The sequence below is a fragment of the Rodentibacter trehalosifermentans genome (assembly GCF_002000545.1).
Classification (GTDB): Bacteria; Pseudomonadota; Gammaproteobacteria; order Enterobacterales; family Pasteurellaceae; genus Rodentibacter; species Rodentibacter trehalosifermentans.
This window is the reverse complement of the sequence record NZ_MLHL01000079.1, coordinates 1-8,454: the sequence shown is the minus strand read 5'-3', so window position 1 is coordinate 8,454 and position 8,454 is coordinate 1. Positions and strand designations below refer to the sequence as shown.

Annotated in this window: 9 protein-coding genes; 4 read left to right on the top strand and 5 right to left on the bottom strand. The window is 42.1% G+C overall.

What is annotated here, in order from left to right:
* The first annotated feature begins 532 nt into the window (after positions 1 to 532).
* The 4 genes from hemC to BKK52_RS11910 are packed head-to-tail and all read left to right on the top strand — an operon-like array spanning position 533 to position 4,770.
* A complete protein-coding gene (gene hemC, locus BKK52_RS11925) occupies positions 533 to 1,477 on the top strand; it encodes a hydroxymethylbilane synthase (RefSeq protein WP_077420960.1) in 945 nt (314 codons plus the stop codon).
* A complete protein-coding gene (locus tag BKK52_RS11920; protein WP_077420961.1) occupies positions 1,477 to 2,217 on the top strand; it encodes a uroporphyrinogen-III synthase in 741 nt (246 codons plus the stop codon). Before hemC ends, BKK52_RS11920 begins: the two co-directional genes overlap by 1 nt.
* Positions 2,218 to 2,238: 21 nt before the next feature.
* Entirely contained in the window at positions 2,239 to 3,495 is a 1,257-nt protein-coding gene (locus BKK52_RS11915) for a uroporphyrinogen-III C-methyltransferase (RefSeq protein WP_077474671.1), read from the top strand.
* Between the two features lie 9 nt (positions 3,496 to 3,504).
* A complete protein-coding gene (locus BKK52_RS11910) occupies positions 3,505 to 4,770 on the top strand; it encodes a heme biosynthesis protein HemY (RefSeq protein WP_077420963.1) in 1,266 nt (421 codons plus the stop codon).
* Between the two features lie 70 nt (positions 4,771 to 4,840).
* Here the strand turns inward: BKK52_RS11910 and ispF are convergent, their stop codons facing one another.
* The 5 genes from ispF to yedE all read right to left on the bottom strand — a co-directional run bounded on the left by ispF (position 4,841) and on the right by yedE (position 7,957).
* Positions 4,841 to 5,314, bottom strand: coding sequence for a 2-C-methyl-D-erythritol 2,4-cyclodiphosphate synthase (gene ispF, locus BKK52_RS11905; RefSeq protein ID WP_077420964.1), 474 nt, complete (start codon positions 5,312 to 5,314; stop codon positions 4,841 to 4,843).
* Positions 5,311 to 5,994, bottom strand: a complete 684-nt coding sequence (ispD, locus tag BKK52_RS11900) for a 2-C-methyl-D-erythritol 4-phosphate cytidylyltransferase (protein WP_077420965.1) — start codon at positions 5,992 to 5,994, stop codon at positions 5,311 to 5,313. The genes ispF and ispD overlap by 4 nt, the downstream gene beginning before the upstream one ends.
* Positions 5,994 to 6,272: a cell division protein FtsB gene (gene ftsB / locus BKK52_RS11895; RefSeq protein WP_077420966.1), complete on the bottom strand. Its 279-nt coding sequence runs from the start codon at positions 6,270 to 6,272 to the stop codon at positions 5,994 to 5,996. Before ftsB ends, ispD begins: the two co-directional genes overlap by 1 nt.
* A gap of 158 nt (positions 6,273 to 6,430) precedes the next feature.
* Positions 6,431 to 6,700: a sulfurtransferase-like selenium metabolism protein YedF gene (yedF, locus tag BKK52_RS11890; RefSeq protein ID WP_005696304.1), complete on the bottom strand. Its 270-nt coding sequence runs from the start codon at positions 6,698 to 6,700 to the stop codon at positions 6,431 to 6,433.
* Between the two features lie 33 nt (positions 6,701 to 6,733).
* Positions 6,734 to 7,957 (bottom strand): selenium metabolism membrane protein YedE/FdhT, encoded by a 1,224-nt coding sequence (gene yedE, locus BKK52_RS11885; RefSeq protein ID WP_077420967.1) that lies wholly within the window; start codon positions 7,955 to 7,957, stop codon positions 6,734 to 6,736.
* Positions 7,958 to 8,454 lie beyond the last annotated feature (497 nt).

Here is an 8,454-nt window from a genome sequence, read left to right as displayed (position 1 = left end):
TGCATTTGCTACATAATGCCGATAATAATGAGCATAAAAAAACAACTCAGTACATCCATTTTCGGATAATGCCGAGGACGCTTGAGTAAAATGAAAAATAAAAAACACTCAAGATGCAATGGTCTTAAATTTTAAGACCATTGCATCTTGAGTGTTTTTTATTTTTCATTTTAACAATTACCGGCTGTTGGCTGTTCATGATTGTGTCGTCACTTAATAAAGTTAATATCTATTTTACTAATAAAATCAATAAAAATAATGGACCGAATCATACCGAAATTTAATCAAAATACAAGCAAAATTGATTTTAAAATAACCAAACATTGACATATTGTTAGATTTATTAACAATCGCATTACATTTTGAAAATATCTCCATATCCCACCAATACTCGTGTTCTACGGACGGCTAACCATAGCTTTCAATAAACCCTATATCCACTAAGGCTAAGGACAGGCGATTTCATAATAAAACTGACTTTTTTCCCCAACAGTGATAGGATAGGCAAAATTTAGCCCGGCAGCCTATCGCTATGACTATATCAACCATTTTAAGAATTGCCACCCGCCAAAGTCCCCTTGCACTTTGGCAAGCGAATTTTGTTAAAACCCGTTTAGAAACGCTTCATCCTACTCTCAAGGTAGAACTTGTTCCCATGGTCACTAAAGGTGATGTGATCCTTGATACCCCCTTAGCAAAAATCGGTGGGAAAGGCTTATTCGTCAAAGAACTGGAAAATGCCCTGTTAGAAAAACGGGCGGATATTGCGGTTCATTCAATGAAAGATGTGCCGATGCAATTCCCGAAAGGATTAGGATTAAGTGTAATCTGTAAACGGGAAGATCCCCGTGATGCCTTTGTTTCCAATCGATATACCTCATTTGATGATTTACCCCAAGGGGCAATTGTCGGGACATCCAGTTTGCGCCGTCAATGTCAGTTAAAACAATTACGACCGGATTTGGATATCCGTTCGTTACGGGGCAATGTGGGCACGCGTTTAAGCAAATTGGATCAAGGTGAATATGATGCCATTATCCTTGCCGCCGCAGGATTAATTCGCTTAGGGATGAAAGAACGCATTACCGCTTTTATTGAAACAACCCAATCTTTACCGGCAGCCGGTCAGGGGGCGGTGGGGATAGAATGTCGAACCGATGATATAACAGTTCAAGCCTTGCTTGCTCCGCTTGCCGATGAAGAAACCACCGCTTGTGTATTGGCGGAACGGGCAATGAATACCCGCCTGCAGGGCGGTTGCCAAGTGCCGATTGGCGGCTATGCGGTATTAGAAGACGGGCAAATTTATTTACGTGCACTTGTGGGTGAGCTTGACGGCTCGTCCATTATCCGGGCAGAAGGGAAAAGTGCGGTCAAAAATGCGGAAGAATTGGGTGTGCAAATCGCCGAACAATTACTCGCCCAAGGCGCGGATCGCATTCTTGCCAACGTTTATTCACAAGGAGAGAAAGCATAATGGCAGTCCTTGTCACCCGCCCTGATGAACGTGGAAAACAACTGGTTGATTTACTCAATCAATCGGGCATAGTGGCATTGCACCTCCCTTTATTCACCTTTGAAAGCGGCTATGACTTGGAAAACCTACCGAAAAAATTGAATCAACTTAACCGTGGCGATTATGTCTTTCTTGTTTCTAAAAGTGCGGTCGATTTTTCCGTTAAAACATTGAAGGAAACCGGTTTTTATTGGCGTGAAGATTTACAATACTTTACAGTCGGACAGAGAACTGCACAGTATTTCTCCTGTCAAAGCGGACAGGTTGTCCGTTATCCTATTTCACAGGAAAATAGTGAAGCCTTACTTGCCCTGCCACAAATGCAACAACTTAATGGAAAACAAGTTTTAATTTTACGTGGCAACGGCGGACGGGAATATTTTGCCGAACAGGCGAAACAGCGTGGAGCAAATATTGATATTTTAGAATGCTACCGCCGTGAGCCTATCCTTTATAATAAGGAAGAACAAACCGGCTTTTTCAAACGTGCCGGAGTGGATACGTTGATCGTCACCAGCTTAGAAATTTTGCAGACCCTCATTGAATTTGTACCGGAAAATGAACAACATTGGCTGAAACATTGTCATTTAGTCACGGTGGGGTCACGCCTTGCGAACGCAGCAAAACAACTGGGATGGCAAAACATTACCCAATCCCACTATGCGGATAATCAAAACTTGTTGAAAACGTTACTTAGCTAAATGACCTAATAAGGAATAAATATGGCGAAAAATCAATCAAATGAAGCGGTAGAAAACCTTGATGAAGGCGTACAAAATACGCTTGAAAATCAAGCGGAAACATCTTCTCCAACACCTCAAACTATCGTAAAGAAAAGTGGCACGGGGCTAAGTCTGTTGGCTATTTTAATCGCCTTGGGTGTAGGAGGGGCAGGTTATTATTTCGGTCAGCAACAAGTGAATGAAATTCAACAAAAATTGACCGCACTTGAGGGACAAATCAGCCAAACTGTGGCACGTCCTACCGATAATAACGTCCAAGCCGCACAATTTGCCGAACTTGAAAAAAACAATACGGCAATCCAAAAGCAAGTTAGCCAACTCGAACAGCAGTTTGCCGCCAACGCTCAAACCTTTGGTGCGATACGCCAACAACTTGAGTATGTGAATAAACAAGCGGGAACGCAACAACCTAACGATTGGTTATTTTCTGAAGCCGATTTTTTATTAAACAATGCCTTGCGTAAACTCGTGTTAGACAATGATGTGGATACCGGCGTTTCATTATTAAAACTGGCGGACGAAACCCTCGCCAAAATCAATAATGCCGATGCTATGGCAGTGCGTTCCGCCATCAATCAAGATTTGAAACAACTCCTTTCAGTGGATAGCATCGATCAAAATGCCGTGATGCAACGCCTTTCCCAGCTTGCCAATTCGGTGGATGAATTGCCTGTGCTTAACGTGAATTTTGGTGATGATCCCAATTCGGAAAAATTATCCGATTCTTTAGATGACTGGCAGGCAAATGCAGAGAAAAGTGCGGTCTCTTTTTTGAATCATTTTATTCGTATCACTCCAAAACAAGGTGCGGATAAAAAAGAATTGCTTGCGCCGAATCAGGATATTTATCTGCGTGAAAATATTCGTCTCCGTTTGCAATTAGCCATTATGGCAGTACCACGCCAACAAAATGATTTGTATAAACAATCTTTAGATGCCGTAGCAACTTGGGTGCGTAGCTATTTTGATACCGATACGGAAGTCACTCAAAATTTCTTGAAATCCGTTGATGAATTGGCGGAATTGTCCGTTTATGTAGATGTGCCAACCCAGCTACAAAGCTTAAACTTACTGGATAAATATCTCAACCGAGTTCCGTTGGATGTGCAAAAAATTGAAATTCAAGCTGAAAAAGCTTTCAACGAACCACCTAAAACGGAGGAAGTGATCGACAACCAAACTACACCGGAAGCCGTTTCCTCAGAAGATAAACCAACAGTCGAGCCACAACAATAAGGATAGACTATGTTTAGAACACTATTTTTAATGCTGGCTTTACTTGCCGGACTTATTGCGGGCCCCCATCTTTCCGGTCAGCAAGGTTATGTGCGTATTGAAACGGCGAACAATATTTATGAAATGTCTATTACCACCTTAGTCATTTTATTTATCGCCACACTTGCAGTAATTTATGGTACAGAATGGGTTGTAAGCCGTTTTTTACGTTTAAGCAATAACACCTACAGTTGGTTTTCCCGCCGTAAACGAGTAAAAGCGCAAAAACAAACCCTCAAAGGCTTAATGAAAATGAACGAGGGTGACTATGCCAAAGCGGAAAAACTCATCGGTAAAAATGCCAAACATTCCGATGAACCGATTTTGAATTTAATCAAAGCCGCAGAAGCCGCCCAACAGCGTGGTGATGAATTTAGTGCAAACCGCTATTTAATTGAAGCCACAGAACTTGCCGGTTCTGACAATTTGTTAGTGGAAATTGCCCGTACCCGTATTTTATTACAACAAAACAAACTACCGGCGGCCCGCAGCTCGGTCGATAGCCTGTTGGAAATGACAGATCGTAATAAAGAAGTCTTAAAACTTGCCGTTGAAATTTATACCCAATCCAAAGCCTATCAAGCTCTTGATAATATTTTAGATTTAATTCAACGTGCCGGTTTATACAACGAGGAAGAATTTAAAGCGATACAGGTTAAAACCGAAAATGGCCTGCTTGATGAAAAAATGAATGAAGAAGGTGTGGATGGTTTACTTGCTTGGTGGGAAGAACAGCCTCGCCGCCGTCGCCAAGACTTAGATTTAAAAGTGGCATTAATTGAGCGCCTCATTGATTGTAACGATCATGAGTCTGCTTATGAGTTTACCCTTGAAGTGTTGAAAAAATGGGGAGAAAACACCCCATTAAGCCCAGCGCTTTGCACCCAAATAACCCGTTTACAACCGGTTGATAACACGAAATTAATCAAGATTATCGAAAAACGTGCCAAACGTGCAGACGAAACGCAACAATGCGGTATCAACCGAGCCTTGGGTTATTTGTATGTTCGCAATAACGAATTTACCAAAGCGGCTGAAGCATTCAAAAAAGTGATGGCTTGCCCTAAACAACTTGAGTCTAACGACACAATGATGGCAGTTTATGTCTTTGAACAAGCAGGCGATAACGCAATGGCAGAACAAATCCGCCAACAAAGCCTACGCCATGCGATGTCTCTCCACCCTGAAGAGACAGAAAAAACCGAAGAAAATCCAACCGCACTTTTGGAAAAATAAGCATAAACAAACAATATCATCAAACAAAAAGGCACAATACCAATTGTGCCTTTATTTTTTCTCAGTAAATTTATTTCATCAGCAATGCCACGGCTTCGCAGGCGATTCCTTCACCTCGTCCTGTGAAGCCTAATTTTTCTGTTGTTGTGGCTTTCACATTGACTTGTTCGATATTACAGGCTAAATCAGCAGCGATTACTGCGCGCATATCATCAATATAAGGGCGCATTTTAGGGGCTTGGGCAATAATTGTGATATCCACATTCCCAATCTTATACCCCTTTTCTTGGACTTGACGAAAGGCTTCCCTTAATAAACCTCTGCTATCGGCATTTTTATATTGCATATCTGTATCAGGGAAAAGTTTTCCAATATCCCCCAAAGCAGCCGCCCCCAGCAGGGCATCCGTTAAGGCATGCAAAGCGACATCGCCATCAGAATGGGCGATAAATCCCGTGTGGTAAGGAATGGTAACGCCACCAATAATTAGGGGTCTGTTTTCCCCAAAAGCATGCACATCAAAACCCTGTCCAATTCTTATCATCGTTTTTTCCTTGTTAAGTAAAATTCCGCCAAGGCTAAATCTTCCGGGCGGGTCACTTTAATATTATCACTTCTTCCTAAGACTAAGTGCGGTCGAAATCCGGCAAATTCCATAGCTGAAGCTTCATCCGTGATAACCTTATTCTGTTTTAATCCATTCTCAAGAGCATTTTTTAGCAAATCAACTCGGAAAAATTGGGGTGTCTGAGCCTGCCAAAGTTGTGAGCGATCTTCTGTTGTGATAATCGTACCATTTTGATCACTACGCTTGATGGTATCTGTTACCGGAATCGCAAGAATTGCCCCATTCTCATCACCGATAGCTAATAACTTGTTTAAATCCGTTTCGGTTAAACAAGGTCTTGCCGCATCATGCACTAACGCCCAAGCATTTTTTTCCTCAATCACATTAAGCGCATTGAGGACGGATTCTGCCCGTGTCTCTCCCCCTTCAACAAGTTGGATTTTTTCATGAGAAAGCAAACGAAGTTCAGCAAAATAAGGATCATCTTTACCTAATGCCACAATAATTCGATCAATAGACTGATGATTAAGCATAATGCTCAGCGTATGCTCTAAAATCGTTTTGCCTAATACCGTTAAATATTGTTTAGGCCTATCCGCTTTCATTCGGCTCCCCACCCCGGCGGCAGGAATAACAGCAATGATTTTTCGTGACATTATTTATGTTCTTTTACGATATGGTAGAAGGTCTCGTTTTCTTTGACGAGATCGTGTTGCATTCTCGCCCGTTCCTCAATGGATTCAAACCCCTTCGTCAGCCCCTGAATTTCAGCTGAAATCATTTGATTTCTTTGCACCAATTTTTCATTTTCCGCTTTATTTTCAATAATCTGCGCTGATACGGCTTTGTAATCAAAATAGCCATTCTTACCAAACCAAAGATCGTATTGGAAAAGTGCAAGAATCCCCACAAGTATGGCAATAAATATCCGCATAAGATTCCATCTGACTGAATTATAAAAAGGGCTATAGTTTATCTTGAAATGGTATGAAAGGCGACGAAAAAAGTGATCCGGCCTTAAAAGTCGAAGACAACGACAACTTATCCAAGGCACAGATCACTGATTAAAGTGCGGTCATTTTTTTCCGAATTTTATCGTTGAATCAAATATCTCAACTTCGTTCCATCTTGCTCAACACTAAGCAGCGTATAACCGTGGTTTTTGGTATCCACCGGAATATTATTAATGGATTGCGCACAATCGCTTAACAATTCCAAAATTTCACCTTTTTGGAGCTGTGGCATGGTTTCCAACATCACAATTGCCGGATAAGGGCAAGGCTCGCCTAAGGTATCTAATGTATAATCCGGGGTAATATCTTTCGGATCTTTATCTAATTTTTGAACAACGGTAAATGCCATAATCATTTCCTTTTGTTGATGAATGAATGAGAACTAGCAACCACAAGATTGTGGTGTGCTTGCTGCAATTTTTGCTTTGGCTTTGGCAAGGAAGCGACGTTCCCACCATACCACCGCAATTAAACAGAGGATCAATAAACCATAGTTAACCAATAATCCCCCTACCGGTCCGAAGGATTTCAGTAAATTGAGTTTTTCATAGTCAAGGGCAAGCACCGGGGCAATATCGTCCCAAACATAAGCCAAATAGGTAGAGCCTACCACATTGCCGACCCCCACCCACATAAAGTGGACTTGACCTTCCATTGAGCGATACATCCAACCGGTTTCACACCCGCCCGCAAGAACGATACCGAAACCGAATAATAAACCGCCTACAATCGCATTAGGACCTGCCCACATAATTTTCGGTGAAACCCCTAATTGGATATAAGAGAAAACGCCGATTGTTCCCACGATAATCCCAAAAATAATGGCTTTCGCCATGTAAGCACGACCGGTGACCCAAAGATCGCGGAAAGCAGAGGTAAAACAAATTTGCGCACGTTCAATCAATAATCCGAAAATTAACCCACAAAGCATGGCAAAACCCAATTTGACTGAAGATTGCATCACATAAAGGGAAGCGGCTAAATAGGCAAGGAAAATCACCATACCAATGCGAAAACGGCGGGTTGCTTGTTTGGGATCGGTTTCTTGTAATTTTGCCGCTCCTTTTTTGAGTTCAAGTTTAACCCGAAACATCGGCAGTAAGGTGAATTTCACCCCCACATAGGTGCCGATTGCCGTGGCAATGGTGAAAAACCACGCATGCACGGAGAATTGTGGAATACCGGTGAAAAGTGAGGCAAGATTACAGCCCATAGCAAGGCGGGCACCGAAACCGGCAAGCGCCCCACCAACTAAGGCTTGGACGATACGACGTTTGTGCGGTTGATTACGCCATTTCACATTATTTGCCCAAAGAGCGGCTGAAATACAGCCGGCAAACATCCCCAAAATCATCACACCGTCAATACGGGTAAAAATTGTGCCATCCATGCCAATGATTTTGTAATAACTCCATTGGCTCACATCAATGCCAAGGGATTGTAATGCGTGCCCTCCCCAACGGGTAAATTCTCCTGTCACCGCCCAATAGGTTCCGGTGATACCAAAATAGTAGGCAGAAAGTAACCCGGCTGCAATGACCGCTGCGACAGGATTCCAATATTTGATGAGATAGTCTTGTTTAAATTGTTGCCAAATCGCTAACATAAGTTCTTAAACCTTAAGAAAGTTAATGATTTGCAAGCGAAGGCATATGATGAAAAATAGAATGATAGACAATCAGATTTGTTCATTTCCTATACACAAACTTGCGATATATTCATGAAAATGCTGTTAAAGCGGGCAAAGTATAAACAGAAAGACAGGGGAAAAGCAAACAAAAAATTTATACCATCACCGCATAATGCTACCGCTGTTGCATAAATTTGATGTTGGGTTTATCTGTAGGGAGACTGCCTTCAGCAGTTTGTAACACATTGAAATAGTTCAATTTTATAACAAACAGAGTCCCCCCCCACATTTTCCCTTTTGGGCAACTCAATAGCGCCAAGTGCGGTCATTTTTCCGGTATTATATAGCAGTTGCACAATAGATAATTTTTCGCTCCCTCCTTTTACAGGGAGCGAGGCATCACCTTAAGGGGGATTGCAACAAAGTTGCAAAAACCCAGTGAAAAGTAACCGCTCTTTCCCCCCCTCCGCCTG

What these genes read in the sequence shown, in the direction of transcription:
- ispF (WP_077420964.1), bottom strand. Translation starts at nt 5,314, where the DNA reads ATGATAAGAATTGGACAGGGTTTTGATGTGCATGCTTTTGGGGAAAAC.
- BKK52_RS11920 (WP_077420961.1), top strand. Translation starts at nt 1,477, where the DNA reads ATGGCAGTCCTTGTCACCCGCCCTGATGAACGTGGAAAACAACTGGTT.
- ispD (WP_077420965.1), bottom strand. Translation starts at nt 5,994, where the DNA reads ATGTCACGAAAAATCATTGCTGTTATTCCTGCCGCCGGGGTGGGGAGC.
- yedE (WP_077420967.1), bottom strand. Translation starts at nt 7,957, where the DNA reads ATGTTAGCGATTTGGCAACAATTTAAACAAGACTATCTCATCAAATAT.
- yedF (WP_005696304.1), bottom strand. Translation starts at nt 6,700, where the DNA reads ATGGCATTTACCGTTGTTCAAAAATTAGATAAAGATCCGAAAGATATT.
- BKK52_RS11910 (WP_077420963.1), top strand. Translation starts at nt 3,505, where the DNA reads ATGTTTAGAACACTATTTTTAATGCTGGCTTTACTTGCCGGACTTATT.
- ftsB (WP_077420966.1), bottom strand. Translation starts at nt 6,272, where the DNA reads ATGCGGATATTTATTGCCATACTTGTGGGGATTCTTGCACTTTTCCAA.
- hemC (WP_077420960.1), top strand. Translation starts at nt 533, where the DNA reads ATGACTATATCAACCATTTTAAGAATTGCCACCCGCCAAAGTCCCCTT.
- BKK52_RS11915 (WP_077474671.1), top strand. Translation starts at nt 2,239, where the DNA reads ATGGCGAAAAATCAATCAAATGAAGCGGTAGAAAACCTTGATGAAGGC.